This is a genomic window from Bradyrhizobium sp. BRP56 (genome assembly GCF_020194035.1).
Taxonomy (GTDB): Bacteria; Pseudomonadota; Alphaproteobacteria; order Rhizobiales; family Xanthobacteraceae; genus Bradyrhizobium; species Bradyrhizobium australafricanum.
On record NZ_JADYVV010000019.1, the window covers coordinates 86,442 to 105,954 of the forward strand.

A 19,513-nucleotide genomic window follows, 5' to 3' on the forward strand; every position below is an offset into this window, starting at 1 on the left:
TTTCCGATGAGGTCATGCTTAAAACAATGGCTCCTGCGGCGGCGTGGCTTTTGGCTCACCCGATCGGCGCCGCTACACTGGCCCGATGAAACAGCCTGATTCTCCGAAATCCCCTGCCCGCCGCGCCGTCCTGAAGGCCGGGCTCGCGGCCGGCGTGGTGCTCGTCAATCCGCTCGGCGCGCTCGCCGCCGCCCCTCCGGGCTTCGACCAGTGGCGCGACAATTTTCGCGCCCGCGCGCTCGCAAAAGGCATTTCGGAGGCGACCTGGAATCGCTGCATGGGGCGGATCGAGCCCGACATGAGCGTGTTCAGGCAGATGCGCAACCAGCCTGAATTCCATGAGCAGATCTGGCAGTACATCAATCGCCGCGTCTCCGACTGGCGGGTCATTCACGGCAAGGAGGCGCTGAAGAAGAACGAGGCGCTGTTCGGCCGGATCGAACGCGACTTCGGCGTCGAGCGCGGCACGCTGCTCGCGCTGTGGGGCGTCGAGTCCGCCTATGGCGATCCGCTGGTGCAGCAGAACCACATGACGCCGGTGTTTCCCTCGCTGGCGGCGCTCGCCTGGAACGAGCCGCGTCGCAAGGCCTATTGGGAGACCGAGCTGATCAACGCGATGAAGATCGTGCAGCGCGGCTGGAGCATGCCCCAGGAGATGAACGGCTCCTGGGCCGGCGCGATGGGTCATTCGCAGTGGATGCCGGAAGTCTGGCTCAATGTCGGCTTCGACTATGACGGCGACGGCAAGGTCTCGCCGTTCGGCCGGCCCGACGACGCGCTGGGCTCGACCGCGAAATATCTCGTCAACCGCGGCAAGTGGCACCGCGGCGAGCATTGGGGCTACGAGGTCCGCGCGCCCGGCGGCGGCGCCAGCGGCAGCCGCACCTATGCGGCCTGGGCCAGCGCCGGCGTCGTCAGAGCCGACGGCCAGCCATTTCCGCAGCCGAACGCATCAGCGCAACTGTGGATCCCGGTCGCGGGTGGCCCGGCCTTCCTGCTCGGTCCGAACTTCAATTCGGTGAAGAGCTACAACCCGTCGATGAACTACGCGCTGGCGATCTGCCATCTTGGCGATCGCTGCCTCGGCGGGCCGCCCTTCATCCAGCCCTTCCCGGGCTCGGAACGCGCGCTGACGCTGGCCGAGGTGCAGGAGATGCAGACGCGGCTGACCAAGGCCGGCTTCGACACCGGTGGCACCGACGGCCGCGTCGGCAACGACACCATGAAGGCGATCAAGGATTTTCAGATCAAGATGGGCCTGTTGCCCGCCGACGGTTACGGCGGGCTCAAGGTGCTGGCGCGGTTACGCCAAGGCGGCTAGCCATCATGCGATCCGCGTAGCCCGGGTGAGCGAAAGCGATACCCGGGGACGCATTTCCCTCATGTCGCTCCGCTCATCCGGGCTACGACAGTTCGCTCCTACCGGCTCGCAGGCTGCCGCATTGACCGCTCACCGTCATTGCGAGCGCGGCGAAGCAATCCATCCCTCCGCATATGCGGGACTATGGATTGCTTCGTCGCTTCGCTCCTCGCAATGACGGAGACTATTTCGCAGGCTGCCGCACCACGCCGCCGGCATTCATGCCGCCGTCGATCACAAGCTCGCTGCCTGTGACGTAACGCGACGCGTCGGAAGCGAGATAGAGCACGCCCTGGGCGATCTCGATGGCCTGGCCGGCGCGGCCCAGCGGTGTGGCGAACCTCGCGCGCTCCTCCGGATCGATCGGCGCGTTCTGGCCGGCACCGGTCGCGCCGGTCGGGATCTTGCCCCAGATCGGCGTGTCGATGATGCCGGGATGCACCGAGTTGACGCGGATGCCGTCGTTGACCTGTGCGCACTCCATCGCGATCGACTTGGCGAACAAGCGGACCGCGCCCTTGGTGGCGCTGTAGCCGGAAAGGGTCGCCGCGCCGCGCAGGCCGGCCAGCGACGACATCATGATGATGGAGCCGCCGCCGTGCTTGCGCATCAACGGCAGCGAGTGCTTCACCGACAGGAATACGCCGTCGATGTTGATGGCGGTCTGGCGGCGCCAGTCCGCGAGCGACATCTCGACAATCGAGGGCGCTCCGATGCCGACGCCGGCATTCGAGACCATGATATCGAGGCGGCCATGGCGCTTGCCGATCTCACTGATGATTTCGATCCAGCGCTCCTCGCTGGTGACGTCCTGCGGCAAGAAGGTCACGTTCCGCCCGGCCTTGGTGAGCCGCGCGGCGAGCTCGGGTCCCCTCAACTCATCGATATCGGTCGCAATAACGGTCGCGCCTTCCTGCGCGAGCAATTCAACGATGGCTTCGCCAATGCCTGATGCGCCGCCGGTCACCAGCGCGACCTTGCCTTCAACCTGTCCTGCCATGTCCTCTCCCAACGTTTCTTATCGGATCACCGTCGGGCCCTGATCCGGCACCGCGACGTCGAGGACACGGAATTGCACACGTTCGGTGCCTTGCCAACGGTCGACCGCAAGAGAGCCCGCCACGTGCAATTGCTGGCCGCGATTTTGCGTCAAGGCGCTGCCGAGCTTCTGTCCGACGGAACGGAACGCGATACCGTTGACGATGGAGCCGTCGCCGGACTTGAAGCGCAGCCGCAGATGCGCCTGCCCGACCTCGTCGGCATAGACCAGCTGATGCGACGGCAGCGCGATCACCGGTTCCGGATTGGCGCTGCCGAACGGGCCCGCGCGATTGAGCGTCGCAGCAAACTCCGGCGTCACCGCGCGCGCGGTTACGGCGCCGTCGATGAACAGCTCGTTCTCGTGCCGCGAATTGGCGACGTCGGCCGCCAGCGCGCTCTCCATGTAAGCGCGGAATTCGGCGAGCTTCTCCTTGCGCAGCGTGACGCCGGCCGCCATCGCGTGCCCGCCGCCCTTCATCAGAAGGCCGTCGTGCACCGCCTGCCGCACCGCCTTGCCGAGATCGACGCCGCCGATCGAGCGGCCCGACCCCGTGCCGATGCCGCCGGGCTCCAGCGCGATCGCGAACGCGGGACGCGCGAACTTCTCCTTCAGCCGTGCCGCGACCAGCCCGACCACGCCGGGATGCCAGCCTTCCGCCGCGGTGACGATGACAGCGCCCTTGTCCTCGAGCCCGAGCGAAGCCAGCGCCTCGGCCTCGGCCTGCGCCTCGGCCGCCTGCTCGATCACGCGCCGTTCGGCATTGAGGCGATCGAGCTCGGCCGCGATCCGCGCAGCTTCCGAGATATCGCCTTCGAGCAACAACCGCACGCCGAGATCGGCGCGCCCGATCCGGCCGCCGGCATTGATGCGCGGTCCCAGCATGAAGCCGAGATGCCAGGCCTCCGGCGGGCCGTTCAGGCGCGCGACATCCATCAGCGCGGTGTGGCCGACATGGTCGCGGCGGCGCATCGCGATCAGGCCCTTGGCGACGAAGGCCCGGTTGAGTCCGATCAGCGGCGCGACGTCGGCGACGGTGCCGAGCGCGACGTGATGCAGCACGCTGAGCAGGTCCGGCTCCGGCATCTCGCCGGTCCAGAAGCCGCGCTGACGCAGTTCGCGATTCACCGCGACCAAGGTCACCAGCACGAGGCCGACCGCTGCAAGATGGCCGAGCCCCGAGAGATCGTCGGGCCGGTTCGGATTCACCAGTGCGTCGACCTCGGGTAACACATCGCCGGTCTGGTGATGATCGATCACGACGACCGACATCCCGAGCTTCCTGGCTTCCGCCAGCGGCTCGATGCTGGTGGTGCCGCAATCGACCGTGACGAGCAGCGTCGCGCCCTTCGCCGCCAGCGCACGCACGGCGTCGACGTTCGGCCCGTAGCCTTCGAAAATGCGGTCGGGAATGTGGATCAGCGGGTCCAGCCCGCAATGGCGCAGATGCCAGGTCAGCAGCGCGGCCGAGGTCGCACCGTCGACGTCGTAGTCGCCGAAGATCGCAACCTTCTCGCCGCGCACCGCAGCATCCGCGATGCGCTTGGCCGCATGCTCCATCTCGGTGACCGTGTGAGGATCCGGCATCAGCTTGCGGATGGTCGGGTCGAGAAAGTCGGGAACCTCGTCGATCTCGACGTCGCGCCCCGCCAGCACGCGCGCCAGCATTTCCGGCAATTGATAGCGCTGCACAATCGCGAGCGCCCGGGCTGCCCCGCGCGCATCCAGTCGGTCGCGCCAGAGTTTTCCGGTCAGCGACCGCGTCACGCCGAGGAACGCCTGTGGCGCCTCGACGGGCAGTGCGGATGCGTGCAGCGTCATGAGCCCTTCCCAATCAGGCAGGAATCGTAACGCTTCGATGATTTGTGGACCAGTTCTAGCAGCCCATTCGGCTGGCGATTTCCCCGAAATCCTTGGCCACGATGTCCCACTCGCCGGTGGCCTCGAAATCGTACTTTTGCAGCGGACCGTATTCGGTCGGACGCGCCACGAAGGCGGTCTTCAGGCCGAGCTTCTGCGCGTGCTTCAGGTCGTAATTGTGCGCGGCGACCATCATCACCTGCTCCGGCGGCAGGCAGAGCAGCTTCGCGGCGCCGAGATAGGTTTCCGGATCGGGCTTGTAGTGCTCGAACAGTTCGGCCGACATCACGAGATCCCACGGGAGCCCTGCGAACTTCGCCATATTGGTGAGCAGCGCGACGTTGCCGTTGGAGAGCGGCGAGATGATGTATTTGGTCTTCAGCCGGGTCAGGCCGGCGACGCTGTCGGGCCACCCGTGCAGGCGATGCCAGCCCAGCGTCAGATGTTGCAAATCGGCCTCGCTCAGCCCCTTGATGTCGAACTGCGCAACGAGTTTTTCCAGCGAGCGGCGGTGCAATACGTCGAGGATGACGTAGCCGTTCTGCGGGTTCTTGCGCACCTCGTCCATCGAGGCCGCATAGACCGCGCGCCAGCCGTCGACCAGCGCGGTCCAATCGGCCTTGATACCGCGCGTCTCGCCCCATTTGGTGAAGTCGTTGATCAAGCTGGTGCGCCAGTCGACCACGGTCCCGAACACGTCGAACACCAGCGCCTTGACCCCGGACAGATCGGACATGCGCGTCTCCCTGTTTTTTGTTGTTTGTTTAGCGCGTCGTTCCGGGGCGATGCGGAGCATCGAACCCGGAACCTCGAGATTCCCCGATGCGCAATTGCGCATCAGTGGTTCGTCCTTCGGACGCCCCGGAATGACGGCGGATATTAATCCAAGTGGAATTTCTCCAGCTGCCGATGCTCCGCCTTGATGTAGCGCACGGTGCCGGTGACCGAGCGCATCACGACCGTCTCGGTCTCGATCACGTCCTTCTTGAACTTCACGCCGGTCAGCAGCGAGCCGGTGGTGACGCCGGTAGCGGCGAACAGGCAGTCGCCCTTGGCCATGTCCTCGATGCCGTAGATCATCTTCGGATCGGTGACGCCCATCTTGTGCGCGCGCTCGCGCTTCTCCTCGGTGTCGAGGATCAGGCGGCACTGCATCTGGCCGCCGATGCAGCGCAGCGCGACCGCCGCGAGCACGCCCTCGGGCGCACCGCCGGTGCCGATATACATGTCGACGCCGGTCTCATCGGGCTTGGCGCAGTGAATGACGCCGGCGACGTCGCCGTCGGTGATCAGTTGCACGGCAGCGCCGGTCGAACGCACGCTGTTGATGATGTCGGCATGGCGCGGACGATCGAGCACCAGCACGTTGATGGCGGTCGGGTCGACGCCCTTGGCCTTGGCGAGCCGGCGGACATTGTCGGCCGGCGGCGCGTCGAGCTCGATCACGTTCTTGGCGTAGCCCGGGCCGATCGCGATCTTCTGCATGTAGACGTCGGGCGCGTGCAGCAGCGTGCCGCCGTCGGCCATCGCCATGGTGGCGATCGAGCCCGGCATGTTCTTGGCGCACAACGTGGTGCCCTCGAGCGGGTCGACCGCGATGTCGACCTTGGGGCCGGCATTGAGGCCGACCTTCTCACCGATGAACAGCATCGGCGCCTCGTCGCGCTCGCCCTCGCCGATTACGACCGTCCCCTCGATCGGCAGCTTGTTGAGCTCGCGCCGCATCGCGTCGACCGCGGCCTTGTCGGCGGCCTTCTCCTGGCCGTGGCCGCGCAGCCGCGCGGCCGACACCGCAGCGCGCTCCGTCACGCGCACGATTTCGAGCGTCAGGATGCGCTCGAGCAGCATCTGCGGCGGAACGGAAATATGGGTCGACATCGGCGTACTCCTTAAGCCTCGGGGACAGGCCAGCCTGCCCGCATCAATCGTCTCACGCCCGACCCGTTCAGGCCATGCGCTAGTTTTTCTCGATCCGGATCACCTGCGGCCGGCCGCTGATGACCTTATCGCGCTGCACTGCGGCCAGCGCACGATGCACGGCATCCTCGCTGGTCGCATAGGTAATCAGAATGACCGGGACCGGTGAAGGTTTTTTGGCCGCACCGTTCACATCGACGCCATCCGGGTGCCGTTGCACGATGGATTCCAGAGATATCTTCTGTTCCGCCAGCCGGGTGGCGATTGTTGCGGCAGTGCCTGCAAGATCGCGCGCCATCAGGCGGATATAATAGCCGCCCTCATGGCGTTCCATCGGCGCCTTGGTGGTGTCGCGCAACCGCTCCACCGGACGGCCGAACGGCTTGGCGCGGATGCCGCGGGCGACGTCAGCGATGTCGGCGACCACGGCCGAGGCCGTCGCGCCGCCGCCGGCGCCCGGTCCCACCAGCGTGATCGGCGGAATCCCCTCGCCGTCGATCGCGACCGCATTGGTGACGCCCATCACCTGCGCGATCGAGGATGATTTCGGCACCATGGTCGGATGCACGCGCTGCTCAATGCCCTTTGCCGTGCGCACCGCAACGCCGAGCAGCTTGACCCGGTAACCGAGTTCCGCGGCGGCCTTGAGATCTTCCGGCGTGATCGAGGAGATGCCTTCGACATAAACCGCGCTTTCCGCGACCTTGGTTCCGAAGGCGAGGCTGGCCAGGATCGCGAGCTTCTGCGCGGTGTCGTGACCATCGACGTCGAACGACGGGTTGGCTTCGGCGTAGCCGAGCCGCTGGGCGTCCTTCAGACACTCCTCGAACGACAGGCCCTCCTGCTCCATCCGGGTCAGGATGTAATTGCAGGTGCCGTTGAGGATGCCGTAGACGCGGTTGACGCTGGTGCCCGCGAGGCCCTCGCGCAGCGTCTTGATGACCGGGATCGCCGCACCGACTGCCGCCTCGAAATTCAGCGCGCCGCCGTGCTTCTCGGCAGCCGCGGCGAGACGCAGTCCGTGCTTGGCAATCAGCGCCTTGTTGGCGGTGACGACCGACTTGCCGGCCTTCAGCGCGGTCTCGATCGCGGACAGCGCGGGATCGCCGGCGCCGCCCATCAATTCGACGAAACAGTCGATATTGGGATCCTCGGCGAGCGCCTCGGGGCTCTTCGCCCAGGCGATGCCGCGCAGGTCGAGGCCGCGCTTCTTTGCTTTCGAGCGCGCCGTGACTGCGACGACGCGAACGCCGCGGCCGCTGCGCTCGGCCAGCGCCCGTCCTTGCGTTTCGATGAGGCGGACGACATCGGCACCGACGGTGCCGAGCCCCGCTATGCCCACGTTCAGGGGTGCGACCATGGATTTAAGGGACCTGGAGATTAAACAACCTGGAAGGATTAGCGTCGGTTGGCGAGAGGAACGACGTTGTGCAACGTTTCGATGCCGCTTTCAAGGAAGCGGCGCACACCGCGCGCGGCCTGCCGGATGCGCTGCTCGTTCTCCACCATCGCAATGCGGACATAGCCCTCGCCATGCTCGCCGAACGCCACGCCCGGCGACACCACGACGCCGGATTTCTCCACCATCAGGGTCGCGAACTGCATGCTGCCGACCGCCTCGAACGCCTTGGGCAGCGGCGCCCAGGCGAACATCGAGGCCTGCGGCGGCGGAATGTCCCAGCCGGCGCGGCCGAATGACTCGACCAGCGCATCGCGGCGCTTGCGGTAGGTGTCGCGCATCTCGCGGATGCAGTCGTCGGGACCGTTCAGCGCCGCGGTCGCCGCCACCTGGACCGGCGTGAACGCGCCGTAATCGAGATAGGATTTGACCCGCGCCAGCGCCGCGATGATCCGCTCATTGCCGACCGCAAAGCCCATGCGCCAGCCGGCCATCGAGAACGTCTTCGACATCGAGGTGAACTCGACGGTGACGTCGATCGCGCCGGGCACCTGCAGCACCGATGGCGGCGGATTGTTTTCGTCGAAATAAACCTCGGCGTAGGCGAGATCGGACAGGATGAAGATGTCGTGCTTCTTCGCGAACGCGACGAGATCCCTGTAGAAGTCGAGGTCCGCGACGTAGGCGGTCGGGTTCGACGGATAGCAGACGATCAGCGCGATCGGCTTCGGGATCGAATGGATGATCGCCCGCTCGACCGCCTCGAAGAACTGCGGCGTCGGCTCCGAGGGCACCGAGCGGATCACGCCGCCCGCCATCAGGAAGCCGAAGGCATGGATCGGGTAGCTCGGATTGGGGCACAGCACGACGTCGCCCGGCGCCGTGATCGCCTGCGCGACGTTGGCAAACCCCTCCTTCGAGCCGAGCGTCGCAACCACCTGGGTGTCGGGGTTGAGCTTGACGCCGAAGCGGCGCGCATAATAGGCGGCCTGGGCCTTGCGCAGGCCGTTGATGCCGCGCGAGGCCGAGTAGCGGTCGGTCCGCGGCTTGCCCAGCGTCTCCTTGAGCTTCTCGATCACATGCGGCGGGGTCGGCAGGTCCGGGTTCCCCATGCCCATGTCGATGATGTCGGCCCCGGCGTTGCGCGCGGCCGCCTTGGCCTGGTTGACCTTCTCAAAGACATAAGGCGGCAGACGGCGAATGCGGTAAAAATCTTCCATGGGACCCTTGCTCCGACAACCGCGATGCCAGAATCGACCCCCTTGGCGTAGTTTGCGGAAGCCGGCTCGGCCTCTGACAGAAATCGCACTGAATCAATGACTTAGAGCGAATTCAGGCGCACGATCTGGGGGCTGCGGCCGGATCTGCGGTTGAACTGGGTTTCTTTTAGCACGGACACCGGGCGGCGCCAGCGCTGATCGGCCGTTCGTCGCGCGCTACTTCCCGCTTTGGGCGGCCGTCGAGGCCTGGCGCGCGCGCGCGGCAATCAGCTCCTGCTCGATCTTGGCCTGGTCCGCCGGCTTGATCGTCGGATCGGCGCGGTCGGGCGGAAGATCATGGACCGGCAGGTAGCCGCCGGCGTCCTTCTCACGCGCCGGCGCATCGGCCGGCATCGTCATATCGGCGATCGTGCTCGAGCACCCGCTCAGCGCCACCAACGACGCGAGCAGCACTGCGGCCGCGAGCCCCCTGTTCATTCGATCGATCGGCATGCGCCGAATTGTCCCCAACAAGCTAGCGCGCACGTCGCACGTTGCCGACACGGGTCGCACTGGTACGAGCCTTGCAGCGTCCCCGCTGCGTTAATTTCGACTTTAGCGTTTCAAACCATTGTCGCCCGAAACGCTTAAAGCGGGAACACCAAAAGCGACCCCTGAGGCTTCAATATGACGGAACAAAGATTTTTTCTCGCACCGCAACAGAGCGAAATGCTGGATTTTGACTGATTTGCGTTGCCGCACCGCGCGATGACGCCCTCCAAACGACGCGATATTGTACCTCAGATGAGCAACGTTAGTACCGACACCCAGGCCACCCCGAAATTCAACGCCGAAGCCTTCGCCATGAACATCGCGCGGGCGATGGAGAGCAGCGGCCAGGCGCTGGCTGCCTATCTCAAGCCGCGCCAGACCGGAGAAGTCCGCGACAAGCCGCCGAATGAGCTCGGTGAGGTCATCAAGACCTTCAGCGTGATCGCCGAATACTGGCTGTCCGACAAGGAGCGCGCCTCGTCGCTGCAGATGCAGCTCGGCAAGGACTATCTCGATCTCTGGGGCGCGGCGGTGCGCCGCATGGCCGGCGAGGCCGATGCCAAGCCGGCGATCGCCCCGGCCCCGCGCGACAAGCGCTTCCAGGATCCGGAATGGAAGTCGAACCAGTTCTTCGACTTCATCCTGCAGCTCTATTTGCTGACCTCGAAATGGGCGCAGCAACTGGTCCATGACGCCGACGGGATCGATCCCCACACGCGCAAGAAGGCCGAATTCTACGTCCAGCAGATCACCAACGCGCTGGCGCCGTCGAATTTCGTGCTGACCAATCCGGAGGTGCTGCGCGCCACCGTCGAGACCAACGGCGACAATCTGGTGCGCGGCATGAAGATGCTGGCCGAGGATATCGAGGCCGGCCACGGCACGCTGCGGATCCGCCAGTCCGACTCGACCAATCTCGAGGTCGGCGTCAACATGGCGACGACGCCGGGCAAGGTGATCTTCCAGAACGAGCTGATGCAGCTGATCCAGTATTCGCCGGCGACCGAGAACGTGCTGCGCACGCCGCTGCTGATCGTGCCGCCCTGGATCAACAAGTTCTACATCCTCGATCTGCGCCCCGAGAAATCCTACGTCAAATGGTGCGTCGACCAGGGCATCACGGTGTTCGTGATCTCCTGGGTCAATCCGGACAAGGAGCTCGGCAAGAAGACCTGGGCCGACTACATGACCGAAGGCCCGCTGACGGCGATGGACGTCATCGAGAAGGTCACCGGCGAGATGAAGGTGCATACCGCCGGCTATTGCGTCGGCGGCACCCTGCTCGCCTCGACGCTCGCCTATCTCGCCGAGAAGCGCCGCCAGCGTGTGACATCGGCGACGTTCTTTGCCGCGCAGGTCGACTTCACCCATGCCGGCGATCTGCTGGTGTTCGTCGACGAGGACCAGATCTCGGCGCTCGAACGCGACATGCAGGAATCCGGCGTGCTCGAGGGCAGCAAGATGGCGATGGCCTTCAACATGCTGCGCTCGAACGACCTGATCTGGTCGTATGTCGTGAACAATTATCTGAAGGGCCAGACGCCCTCCTCGTTCGACCTGCTGCACTGGAATTCGGATGCGACGCGGATGCCGTCGTCGAACCACTCCTACTACCTGCGCAACTGCTATCTGGAGAACCGGCTGTCGACCGGCACCATGGTGCTGGACAACACGCTGCTCGATCTGTCGAAGGTGAAGGTGCCGGTCTACAACCTCGCCGCCCGCGAGGATCACATCGCGCCGGCGGAATCGGTGCTCTACGGTTCGCAGTTCTTCGGCGGCCCGGTGAGATATGTGCTGTCCGGCTCCGGCCATATCGCCGGCGTGGTCAATCCGCCCGCGTCGAAGAAGTACCAGTACTGGACCAACGACAACATCAAGGACATGAAGCTCGCCGACTGGCTGAAGGGCGCCGAGGAGCACAAGGGCTCGTGGTGGCCCGACTGGCGCGGCTGGCTGGAAAGCCATGATCCGGAGACGGTCCCGGCGCGCATGGTCGGCTCCAGCGGGACGCCGGTGCTCGAGGATGCCCCGGGCAGCTTTGTCCGCGTCCGCGCGTAGCGCGCGCTCTTCCGCTCAGCTATAAATGGACGGTCCCGGCGGTCGGGAATCGAATTCACGTGAGGGGGAGACGATGACGCGCGAACTGTTTTGGCTGTCGCTGACAGTGATCCTGACCGGACTGCTGTGGGTTCCCTACTCGATCAACCGCACGCAGGTGCGCGGCCTCTCCGGCGCCATGGCCAACCCGTCGCGCAACGACAAGCCGCAAGCGGAATGGGCCAACCGGCTGATGTTCGCCCACGACAACGCGATCGAAAACCTCGCGATCTTCGCGCCGCTGGTGTTGATCCTGAACGCCGCCGACTATTCCACCAAATGGACCGTGCTGGCCTGCGCCGTCTATTTCTGGGCCCGCGTCGCGCACCTGATCGTCTACACGCTCGGCATCCCGGTGTTCCGCACATTGGCCTTCACCGTCGGCTTCCTTGCACAGGCCGTTCTGGCGCTCGCGATCTTCAAGATCGTCTGACGACAATTGGCGCCGGCAATCGTGCCGGCGCTACTCCTCGGCCTTCCGCACGACGATATGCAGCATCGTCGCCGGCGCCGCATCGAAGCTCTTGATCTCGCTGGTGTCGGACGAGACTTGCGTCCACGCCCCTGACGAGGCGTAGGTGGCAGCGAGCCAGTCTGCCGCGGGATAATTGTAGTAGCGGCCGATGCTGTCGCGGCCATCGCCATGGCCGATCTTGTAGCTCGCGTAGAAAACGCCACCGGGTTTCAGCGCCCGATGGATGCGGCCGATGGTGCCCGCCAATTCGTCGCGCGGCACGTGCAGCAGGCACGCGCTGGCCCAGACGCCGTCATAGGCTTCGCGGTCCTCGAGCTCATCGAACAGCATCGCCTCGACGGGATGATTGATGCGGCGCGCCGCGACCTCGGCCATCTCGGGCGACCCGTCGGTCGCACGCAGCACAAAGCCTTCGGCGAGCATGACAGCAGCATGATTGCCGGCGCCACAGCCGAGTTCGAGGATCGCGCCGCCCGGCGGCAGCAGCTTCAGAAAGCCGATCAGCCGGGTGGACGGGGCTTTCGCCCACCCGGCATAGGCCTCGGCATTGCGCCGATAGAATTGCAGCGTGGCGTCGTCCACGATCCGCGTCGCCGTCAGCTGTCGGCCAGCCCGAGCATCAGCCGCATGTTCTGGACCGCGGCACCCGAGGCGCCCTTGCCCAGATTGTCGAGCCGCGCGACCAGCACCGCCTGGTGGTGCTTGTCGCTGGCGAAGACATAAAGCTCGAGCTGGTTGGTCTCGTTGAGCGCCTCCGGCTCGAGCCGCCCGCCCTTGGCGGCCTCGTTCTGCGGCGGCATCACCGAGACATATTTGCTGCCGGCGTACCATTTCGCCAGAACCGCTTGCAGATCGGTACCATCAGGCTTGCCCGGCAGCGCGTCGAGTTGCAGCGGCACCGAGACCAGCATGCCCTGCCGGTAGTTGCCGACCGACGGGATGAAGATCGGCCTTCGCGTCAGGTGCGAATAGAGCTGCATCTCCGGCACGTGCTTGTGCTCGAAGCCGAGGCCGTAGAGTTCGAAGGCCGGTGCCGAGCCGTCCTCGAAGCTGGCGATCATCGACTTGCCGCCGCCCGAATAGCCGCTCACCGCGTTGACGGTGACGGGATAATCCGCCGGCAGCACGCCGGCATCGACGATCGGCCGCAGCAGCGCGATCGCGCCGGTCGGATAGCAACCCGGATTGGAGACCTTCTTCGCGTTACGGATCTTGTCGGCCTGGTCGGGCGCGAGCTCAGGAAAACCGTAGGCCCAGTCGGGCGCAACGCGATAGGCCGTCGAGGCGTCGAGCACTTTCGGCGCGGCATTGCCCATGGTGTCGATCAACGCCACGGTCTCCTTGGCGGCCTCGTCAGGCAGGCAGAGGATCACGAGATCCACCTCCTCCATCAGCGCGCGCTTGGCACCGGCGTCCTTCCGCTTGTCCTCGGCGATATGCTTCACCGCGACGTCGCCGATCGAGAGCAGCCGCTCCTGGATGCCGAGGCCGGTCGTGCCGGACGCGCCATCGACGAACACGGTGGCCTTGGTCGCACCGCTCCTGATTTTCGGCTGGTTGGTGTCGGTGAGGGTCATGGCATGGTCCTTTCGAGCTCGTTCGTTTCGTTTAACACATCTGGCCGCGCCTGCGCCGCCAACGGGGACGGGCAGTTATCCTTAGATTGAGCGCACCCTCGCCCACGACAACAACCCCTGCTCATGGAAACAGCGCGATCTGCTCCAGCCCGGTGGTTTCAGGCAAGCCGAACATCAGGTTCATGTTCTGGATCGCCTGTCCGGCCGAACCCTTCACAAGATTATCGAGCGTCGAGAGCACGATGGCGCGGTTCTTGATCCGGTCGGCGACGACGCCGATCTGAACGTAATTCGAACCACGCACGTTCTGCGTCTGTGGCAGCACACCCTTCTTCGTCACATATACGAACGGCTCGTTGGCGTAGGCCCTTTCCAGCTCGGCGCGCAAATCGTCCGGCGTAGCCCCGTTGAGCTTGACATAGGATGTGCAGAACTCACCCCGCGCCATCGGAATGAGATGCGGGGTGAAGTTCACCGTCACAGCCGAGCCAGCGGCCGCGCCAATCTCCTGCTCAATCTCCGCCGAGTGTCGATGGCTTCCGATCGAATAGGGCGACAACCCTTCGCCGGCCTCGCTGAACAGCGTGTTCTGCTTCAGTCCGCGTCCGGCGCCGGTGACGCCCGACTTTGCGTCGATGATGATGTCGTCGACGTCAATCAGCTTTGCCTTCGCCAGCGGAACAAGCGCCAGCAGCACCGCCGTCGGATAGCAGCCGGGACAGGCTACCAGGCGCGCGGCCGTGACCTCCTCCCGGTAGAGTTCGGTCAGCCCATAGACCGCCTCGTCCTGCAATTCGAGCACCCGGTGCTCATGGCCGTACCATTGCGCATAGCTGTCTTTGTTGCGCAGCCGGAAATCCGCGGACATATCGAGGATCTTGATTCTGGGATTGGCTTTCAGCACCGCGGCGATGATCTCTTGCGTCGTCCCGTGCGGCAGTCCGCAGAACACGGCATCGAGCCGCGTCCAGTCGACCTTTTCCCATTCCACGAGTTTTGGCAGGTCGAGCATGAAGAAGTGAGGAAACACCTCGCTCATCGTCTTGCCGGCATGGGTGTTAGCGGTAAGCGCGGTGATTTCGGCATTCGGGTGCCGCGCCAACAGGCGCACCGCGTCGGCGCCGGTGTAGCCGGACGCGCCCAAAATTCCGATTTTCTTCTTCGTCATTGCTCGCTCCTCGGAAGCGTAGTCATCTCGGTCTGTATCATCGCGAAAGCCTGCGGGCGCACCTCGCGCATCAAGCCCGCGATGTCTTGGGCACCGGCTTCGGCCTGCAAGGCGAGCGTGTTGCCGACCGCTGCGAAATCGGTTTCAGACTTGTGCTGGTTCAGCTTGAAGCTGCCCTCCACCTCTTCCACCATCATCTCGAGACCCACGATGGCCTTCTTCATGGTTTCCAGCCTTGCGGCGGTCATCTTGCCTGACACCCACGGCTTTTTCGGCAGCAGCCGGTCCTCGAACTTGGCGCTCAGTGCGTCGATCTGAACGGCAAGCTCGTCATCCGACAACGCCCGCACCGGCCCGGTCAGATGCACCGCCTGATAGAGCCAGGTCGGCACCTGATCGGGTGACACGTACCAGTCCGGCGAAACATAGGCGTCGGCGCCGGTAACGGCCAGCAGCCAAGGTGACCCGCCCACCAGCTTTACCAGCGGATTGTGACGGGCAACATGAAACAGCGCCCGCGGCGTCCCGTCGGCGGCATAGGTCAAATAGAACGGCAGCGCGGAGGCGATCGGCTTGGCGCCGTCCCACGCGCAGGCCATGCCGAAACCGCGCGCTTCCGCGAAGGCAAGGCTCGCGGCGCGGTCAGGCTTGAACGGCGGCGGCGTATACATGGTCAAAGCTCCTGCATGACGAAGGAGCCGCCAGATCGAACCGCGTGTCTTTTTCAGGAGAGCGCCGCGGGATCGGGTCCGGCGGCAGAGGCGATGGTCTTAAACGCGAGCGACCGCCCATACCGCGATAATGCGGCGGCGGCGGGCAATGATGATGGTCGCGGCGTTGATCATGGGCGCGGCTATAAGGCCGCGCCTCCTTGACGTCAAGAAAAACCGTTCAGATCGCCGGATTCCACGGTGCCGGCACGACGCGATAGCCGCTGCCGTCCTTCACCACATTGCCGAGGCCCGGGAACGGATAGTGGAAGCCCTGCACCTGGAGCCGCTCGGCAACCACCATGTCGTAGATGCGCCGGCGGGTCTTCTCCGCCACGTCGCCGTCCTGGTCGAAGAACGCATGCCAGCCGGGGTTGGTCGCGAACAGGTTCGGATTGTTGGTGACATCGGACTGGATGAAGACCTTGTCCGGGCCGGAGGCCAGCACGTAGGAGGTGTGGCCCGGCGTGTGGCCGACGGTCTCGACCGAGGTCAGGCCCGGCGCGATCTCCTTGCCCCACTCGTAGGGCGTGACCTTCTTCTTCAGGCCGGCTTCGAAGATATTGCGGTTGTTCTTGAACAGGCCCTGCATGCGGCCGGCCGGTGCCCGGCTCATCTCGCCGTCGTCCATCCAGAACTTCCACTCGGTCGCCGGCACCAGCACCTCGGCATTCGGGAATGCCGGCGTGCCTTCGGCGGTCAAGAGGCCGTTCACGTGGTCGCCGTGGAAGTGCGAGATCACGACCATGTCGACATTCTTGGGATCGAAGCCGGCGGCGACGAAGTTGTCGGCGAACAGGCCATTGGCGCCCTTCGTGCTGGCCTTCGCCAGCGCGCCATTGCCGGTGTCGATCACCACCAGCTTGCCGCCGGTGTTGAGCACGAGCGGCGCGAACCAGATCGTCATCATGTCGCGCGGCATGAACGCCTTCTCCAGCGCCGCGTTGACGTCGTCCCGCTTCGCATTGGGGATGAAGGAGTCTTCCAGCTTGAAGACGTTCTTGCCGTCGGACACCACGGTGACGAGGATGTCGCCGACCTTGTAGCGATAGAAGCTCGGCGCCTGCTTGTCGGCGACCGCCGCCACAGCGGCCGCAGGAACGGCTGATAGCAACGGTGCAGCGGCAATGCCGGCAGCGCCCGCGAGAGCGTGACGTCGTGTCAATTCCATGTGGTGTCCTCCCAGTGAAGCGGCGCCCGGTGAATTCGCAATTGTAGGCGAGGTTGTATCAGCCTTTCGATGCCCGCGCGATGACGGTTGCGCGACTTGGCCGTCGTCCGGGCTAACCCCTGCGCCGCGGCCTTATTCCAAGGCCGACGGTCGGCAAACGGCTCTCGTGGGTCGGATGCGCTGGCGCATCGGCGTAGACAGATCAGGAGCTCAAAGACCACCGAAGAGTTGGCGCAGGTGACCCAAAATTCCGCCGCCTCCCAGCAATCCCTCGAGGCGCGTGCGGGCGAGCGCATTACCGCGATCGGACGCCCTGCTGTACCACTTGGCGGCTTCCCGGATGTCCTTCGGAACACCCGTGCCGCTCTCATAGGCATATCCCAGATTGTACTGGGCCTCACTGTCGTTCTGATCGGCGGCAACCCGAAGCAGCGCGATGCCCCGTGATAGATCGAGCGGCAAGCCACGGCCCTTGATGTAGAGCAATGCGAGATTCCCCTGCGCCCAAGCCGAGCCCTGATCGGCAGCCTTCGAAAACCAGGTCGCAGCTTGCTGATAGTCCTGGGCGAGACCGGCGCCATCCCGATAGAGGCGCGCGAGGTGGGTCTGACCGAAGACATCGCCCTGCTCGGCTGCCTTGGCGTACCATTGGGCTGCGACCTTCTCGTCGCGCGCCGTGCCAAGCCCGTACTCATATGCGTAGCCCAGCTTCCCCTGGCTGTAGGAATCGCCCTGCTCGGCGGCCATCAGAAACCAACGGATCGCCTCGGCGTAGTTGCGCTCGACGCTGTAGCCGCTTTCGTACATGTACCCCACATAGGATTGAGCCTTGGCGTTGCCATGCTCGGCATACGGTCGGAGCAGAGCCATCGCGCGCACGTAGTTTTGCGCCTGATACGCGTTCACGCCATCGGTAAACTCGGCGCTGATTTCCGTAACGAGCGGTACCGGTTTCGGCGTCAATCCGATCGGCCCGTATTTGAACTCCGCGAACTTGTCCAAGCCAGCCTTGATCGCCGCAGCAAATTCCGCCGGACAGACCGCAGCGTCGACGCTGAACCGCACCAACGCGCTGGAGCGAATCGTGCGGCCGTTGAGCGTGGCGGTCGCGTTGACCTCGATCCGCCCCGTCGCAGCGCCGTATGCCGTGCTGCCGCTGAAACTCTTGCTATAGATGACCGGCGCCGGCTTTTGGTAGAAGTTGGTTCCCTCAGGCACGGTGAGCGAACTGGTCTCCCGATATTCCAGCGAGCGGCACGGAAAGGCCCGGTCGGTTGGCCCGCTGGTGGCGAGCAGCAGCAGCGAGGGGCGCGGGTCAGTCAGCGGCAGCATCCTGATCCGCTCGAGATGATTGAGGCCGACGGGCTTGGTGATCTGGAAGTTCGTGGTGATCGCATAGCTGTCGGACAGGTCGCGCGGATTCGGGAAGCTGTAGTCGCCCGTGCCGCTCAGCCCCGCCTGCTCGATCAGCTTCCTGGCGCCGTTCTGCCGGTCCCCCGCGTCAAGGCCTAGTGCGACGGATCGTCCAACACTTGCTCCCAGTCCATTGCCGGACAACACCGAGCGCGCCTGACGTGTACCATCGCTGTGCAGCGTGTATTCCGTATCCGCTGCCAACACGAAGCGCTGCGGTGCCGTCACCGGGATACGGCCCATCGTCCCCTTGTCGATGTTGAGCGCGGGTTTGCCGCCGAGGTTCGGCGGCAGGGAATCGAACGCCACCAGCGACGAGGTCGGGTCGAGATAGCGGTCGATTGCCGGAACATAGACAATCGCGTGGTCGAAATTCTGCGTCGCGACCTCCGTCAGCGTGTACTGCAGGCCGGCATTCACCACGACAAGGTTGGCTTCGATCCCCTGAACCGCGAGCAACGCCTTGAGGATCGTCGCATGCGCCTTGCAGTCACCGTAGCGCGCCGCGAGGACTGCGGATGCGGGTTGCGACGTCAAGCCACCATCCTCGAGCCCGATCCCAACGTACCGGATATTCCGCGCGACCCAGTTGTGAATTCGTTCAACTTTGCTTCGCGCGTCCGCGGCGTCGCCGACGATCTCGGCAGAGAGCTTTTCCAAACTCTCGTCAGGCTGCGCCATCGGCGCGTTACGGGCGTTCAACACCGCCGCAAGAGTTGCATAGTCCGCGAAGGTGCTGACCTCGAACCGCCGGGCATCGTCGAATGTCCCCGCGTCCATCTCGCGCGGCCTCGGCGTTTCTTGCCTGAAGAGAACATGATGGACGATCCGGTCGCCTCGCCTCTCCTCCTCATGTTCGACATTGCGCAACCCGACATGCAACGGCTTCGACGCGGGCGCATCGAGCGTGAGCTCCATCACCTCGCGAGGTTGATCCGCCATTTGACTCCAGTAGCCCGCAAATTCGCCGGGAAACACGGCTCTCTTCGCCTTGTAGATCAACCGCCCCTTGACCTTGTCGCCGGGAGCGACGTCCGGATAAGCAACCAACCGCTGCCGCTGCTCGTCAAAATAGGGAGAGGAGCCATCCGTCGAGGCCGGCTGGTCTCGGATTGCGCGTTCGTCGACCACAATGACCCGGCCGTCGGCCTTCAACGTAGCGAGCTCGCTGGATGCCAAGTCGTAGAAATAGCTGTTGTAGCGAAAGGTTCGTCGAGCGAGCGCCTCGGCCCCCTTCTCGTCGAGCGCCTGGGCTTCGAAATCGAAGATAGTCGTGCTCAGGCCCTGCTCGTCGAAAGTAATCGCATAGCGGCTGATCGTCCGCCGCCAGCCCGGATCGATCCAGACCCGGTGCGGGTCCGCAGTCGTTGAAGCCGATGTATCGGCTGCGGCAAAGCTCAACGGCGTCAGTAGCAGTAAAGCGAAAAGGAGACAGATGCGCGCGATCATGGTGATGCAAGCCCGACGACGACCGAAACGTCGGCTGTTGAGCTAGCACCGCGAGATTACCGTCGCCTCGCCGGGATAGAAAAACTTTTAGGTTTCTCTTTTCGCGTGTGGGCACCCGTCCGAT

General features: G+C 64.6%; 16 protein-coding genes. 3 read left to right on the forward strand and 13 right to left on the reverse strand.

Annotated features, from left to right (window positions below):
• The first annotated feature begins 85 nt into the window (after positions 1-85).
• Positions 86-1,321 (forward strand): lytic murein transglycosylase, encoded by a 1,236-nt coding sequence (locus I6F38_RS16010; RefSeq protein WP_225161013.1) that lies wholly within the window; start codon positions 86-88, stop codon positions 1,319-1,321.
• 223 nt (positions 1,322-1,544) lie between these two features.
• On the opposite strand, the gene I6F38_RS16015 is transcribed toward I6F38_RS16010, so the two are convergent.
• The 7 genes from I6F38_RS16015 to I6F38_RS16045 form a co-directional block, all read right to left on the reverse strand.
• Positions 1,545-2,360 (reverse strand): glucose 1-dehydrogenase, encoded by an 816-nt coding sequence (locus I6F38_RS16015; RefSeq protein WP_225161014.1) that lies wholly within the window; start codon positions 2,358-2,360, stop codon positions 1,545-1,547.
• Positions 2,361-2,378: 18 nt separating this feature from the next.
• On the reverse strand, positions 2,379-4,220 hold the full coding sequence (gene recJ, locus I6F38_RS16020; RefSeq protein ID WP_225161015.1) for a single-stranded-DNA-specific exonuclease RecJ: 1,842 nt from the start codon (positions 4,218-4,220) through the stop codon (positions 2,379-2,381).
• Positions 4,221-4,275: 55 nt separating this feature from the next.
• A complete protein-coding gene (locus I6F38_RS16025; protein ID WP_225161016.1) occupies positions 4,276-4,995 on the reverse strand; it encodes a haloacid dehalogenase type II in 720 nt (239 codons plus the stop codon).
• Between the two features lie 143 nt (positions 4,996-5,138).
• A complete protein-coding gene (gene glpX / locus I6F38_RS16030; RefSeq protein WP_050420275.1) occupies positions 5,139-6,137 on the reverse strand; it encodes a class II fructose-bisphosphatase in 999 nt (332 codons plus the stop codon).
• 79 nt (positions 6,138-6,216) lie between these two features.
• A complete protein-coding gene (locus I6F38_RS16035) occupies positions 6,217-7,536 on the reverse strand; it encodes a homoserine dehydrogenase (protein WP_028342125.1) in 1,320 nt (439 codons plus the stop codon).
• 38 nt (positions 7,537-7,574) lie between these two features.
• Positions 7,575-8,795: an LL-diaminopimelate aminotransferase gene (locus I6F38_RS16040; protein WP_092083451.1), complete on the reverse strand. Its 1,221-nt coding sequence runs from the start codon at positions 8,793-8,795 to the stop codon at positions 7,575-7,577.
• Positions 8,796-9,011: 216 nt separating this feature from the next.
• The gene (locus tag I6F38_RS16045; protein WP_016842954.1) at positions 9,012-9,287 is read right to left on the reverse strand and encodes a hypothetical protein; all 276 of its coding nucleotides are present in this window, start codon (positions 9,285-9,287) and stop codon (positions 9,012-9,014) included.
• 291 nt (positions 9,288-9,578) lie between these two features.
• Here I6F38_RS16045 and phaC point away from each other — a divergent pair, with 291 nt between their 5' ends.
• Together phaC and I6F38_RS16055 are read left to right on the forward strand one after the other, a co-directional pair.
• Positions 9,579-11,387: a class I poly(R)-hydroxyalkanoic acid synthase gene (phaC, locus tag I6F38_RS16050; RefSeq protein ID WP_225161017.1), complete on the forward strand. Its 1,809-nt coding sequence runs from the start codon at positions 9,579-9,581 to the stop codon at positions 11,385-11,387.
• A gap of 73 nt (positions 11,388-11,460) precedes the next feature.
• Positions 11,461-11,859 carry an MAPEG family protein gene (locus I6F38_RS16055; RefSeq protein WP_212058212.1) on the forward strand — a complete coding sequence of 133 codons (399 nt, stop codon included), beginning with the start codon at positions 11,461-11,463 and terminating at the stop codon, positions 11,857-11,859.
• 30 nt (positions 11,860-11,889) lie between these two features.
• Here the strand turns inward: I6F38_RS16055 and I6F38_RS16060 are convergent, their stop codons facing one another.
• The 6 genes from I6F38_RS16060 to I6F38_RS16085 form a co-directional block, all read right to left on the reverse strand.
• Positions 11,890-12,483: a class I SAM-dependent methyltransferase gene (locus I6F38_RS16060; RefSeq protein ID WP_225161018.1), complete on the reverse strand. Its 594-nt coding sequence runs from the start codon at positions 12,481-12,483 to the stop codon at positions 11,890-11,892.
• 14 nt (positions 12,484-12,497) lie between these two features.
• Positions 12,498-13,478 carry an N-acetyl-gamma-glutamyl-phosphate reductase gene (argC, locus tag I6F38_RS16065; protein ID WP_225161019.1) on the reverse strand — a complete coding sequence of 327 codons (981 nt, stop codon included), beginning with the start codon at positions 13,476-13,478 and terminating at the stop codon, positions 12,498-12,500.
• Between the two features lie 121 nt (positions 13,479-13,599).
• Entirely contained in the window at positions 13,600-14,646 is a 1,047-nt protein-coding gene (gene argC, locus I6F38_RS16070) for an N-acetyl-gamma-glutamyl-phosphate reductase (RefSeq protein ID WP_225161020.1), read from the reverse strand.
• Positions 14,643-15,317: an FMN-binding negative transcriptional regulator gene (locus tag I6F38_RS16075; protein ID WP_225161021.1), complete on the reverse strand. Its 675-nt coding sequence runs from the start codon at positions 15,315-15,317 to the stop codon at positions 14,643-14,645. The genes argC (I6F38_RS16070) and I6F38_RS16075 overlap by 4 nt, the downstream gene beginning before the upstream one ends.
• A 220-nt stretch (positions 15,318-15,537) precedes the next feature.
• On the reverse strand, positions 15,538-16,527 hold the full coding sequence (locus I6F38_RS16080; protein ID WP_050384280.1) for an MBL fold metallo-hydrolase: 990 nt from the start codon (positions 16,525-16,527) through the stop codon (positions 15,538-15,540).
• Positions 16,528-16,737: 210 nt separating this feature from the next.
• Positions 16,738-19,389 (reverse strand): DUF3857 domain-containing protein, encoded by a 2,652-nt coding sequence (locus tag I6F38_RS16085; RefSeq protein WP_225161022.1) that lies wholly within the window; start codon positions 19,387-19,389, stop codon positions 16,738-16,740.
• Positions 19,390-19,513 lie beyond the last annotated feature (124 nt).

What these genes read in the sequence shown, in the direction of transcription:
- I6F38_RS16075 (WP_225161021.1), bottom strand. Translation starts at nt 15,317, where the DNA reads ATGTATACGCCGCCGCCGTTCAAGCCTGACCGCGCCGCGAGCCTTGCC.
- I6F38_RS16015 (WP_225161014.1), bottom strand. Translation starts at nt 2,360, where the DNA reads ATGGCAGGACAGGTTGAAGGCAAGGTCGCGCTGGTGACCGGCGGCGCA.
- I6F38_RS16080 (WP_050384280.1), bottom strand. Translation starts at nt 16,527, where the DNA reads ATGGAATTGACACGACGTCACGCTCTCGCGGGCGCTGCCGGCATTGCC.
- I6F38_RS16085 (WP_225161022.1), bottom strand. Translation starts at nt 19,389, where the DNA reads ATGATCGCGCGCATCTGTCTCCTTTTCGCTTTACTGCTACTGACGCCG.
- I6F38_RS16040 (WP_092083451.1), bottom strand. Translation starts at nt 8,795, where the DNA reads ATGGAAGATTTTTACCGCATTCGCCGTCTGCCGCCTTATGTCTTTGAG.
- I6F38_RS16055 (WP_212058212.1), top strand. Translation starts at nt 11,461, where the DNA reads ATGACGCGCGAACTGTTTTGGCTGTCGCTGACAGTGATCCTGACCGGA.
- argC (WP_225161020.1), bottom strand. Translation starts at nt 14,646, where the DNA reads ATGACGAAGAAGAAAATCGGAATTTTGGGCGCGTCCGGCTACACCGGC.
- I6F38_RS16035 (WP_028342125.1), bottom strand. Translation starts at nt 7,536, where the DNA reads ATGGTCGCACCCCTGAACGTGGGCATAGCGGGGCTCGGCACCGTCGGT.
- I6F38_RS16010 (WP_225161013.1), top strand. Translation starts at nt 86, where the DNA reads ATGAAACAGCCTGATTCTCCGAAATCCCCTGCCCGCCGCGCCGTCCTG.
- phaC (WP_225161017.1), top strand. Translation starts at nt 9,579, where the DNA reads ATGAGCAACGTTAGTACCGACACCCAGGCCACCCCGAAATTCAACGCC.
- I6F38_RS16025 (WP_225161016.1), bottom strand. Translation starts at nt 4,995, where the DNA reads ATGTCCGATCTGTCCGGGGTCAAGGCGCTGGTGTTCGACGTGTTCGGG.
- I6F38_RS16045 (WP_016842954.1), bottom strand. Translation starts at nt 9,287, where the DNA reads ATGCCGATCGATCGAATGAACAGGGGGCTCGCGGCCGCAGTGCTGCTC.
- argC (WP_225161019.1), bottom strand. Translation starts at nt 13,478, where the DNA reads ATGACCCTCACCGACACCAACCAGCCGAAAATCAGGAGCGGTGCGACC.
- recJ (WP_225161015.1), bottom strand. Translation starts at nt 4,220, where the DNA reads ATGACGCTGCACGCATCCGCACTGCCCGTCGAGGCGCCACAGGCGTTC.
- glpX (WP_050420275.1), bottom strand. Translation starts at nt 6,137, where the DNA reads ATGTCGACCCATATTTCCGTTCCGCCGCAGATGCTGCTCGAGCGCATC.